This is a genomic window from Clostridium tarantellae, from assembly GCF_009295725.1.
In the GTDB taxonomy this organism is placed as follows: domain Bacteria; phylum Bacillota; class Clostridia; order Clostridiales; family Clostridiaceae; genus Sarcina; species Sarcina tarantellae.
Genome location: NZ_WHJC01000655.1, coordinates 1 through 460 on the forward strand (window position 1 = coordinate 1; position 460 = coordinate 460).

Below are 460 nucleotides of genomic sequence, written 5' to 3' on the forward strand. Positions count from 1 at the left end.
TTTAAGAATAGAATAAAACAACTTCATTTAACTAAAAAATGAAGTTGTTTTATTAAATTAAAGTTTATTTTTCAATTTCGTAATGCCATTTATTTATTCCATCTACCATATGAAAAATATTATTAAATCCATTTTCTTCTAAAATCTTTATAGAATCAGCACTCTTCTTACCAGAATTACAATAAATTAAAATAGGCTTATCTTTAAAATTTTTTAACTCAGAAATTTTATTTTTAACTTCTTTATAAGAAATTAAAGTAGCTTTAGGTAGATGCCCTTCTTTAAATTGTTTTTCATCTCTTACATCTAAAATTAAATCTACTTTATTATCATCAATAAGTTTTTTACTTTCTTCAATACTAATATTTTTAGATACAGATGCTTTAGATGACGCTTGTTTACTTTTTCCACAAGAAATTAAAGCTATTGAAAATATTGTAACAAGCAAAATGGATATAAG

1 protein-coding gene is annotated in these 460 nt (G+C 21.7%); it reads right to left on the reverse strand.

Going from position 1 to position 460, the window contains the following annotated elements; all coding sequences use genetic code 11:
• Nucleotides 1–64: 64 nt before the first annotated feature.
• Complete coding sequence (locus tag GBZ86_RS16770) at nucleotides 65–457, reverse strand: rhodanese-like domain-containing protein (protein ID WP_422678942.1); 393 nt, start codon at nucleotides 455–457, stop codon at nucleotides 65–67.
• Nucleotides 458–460: the final 3 nt, after the last annotated feature.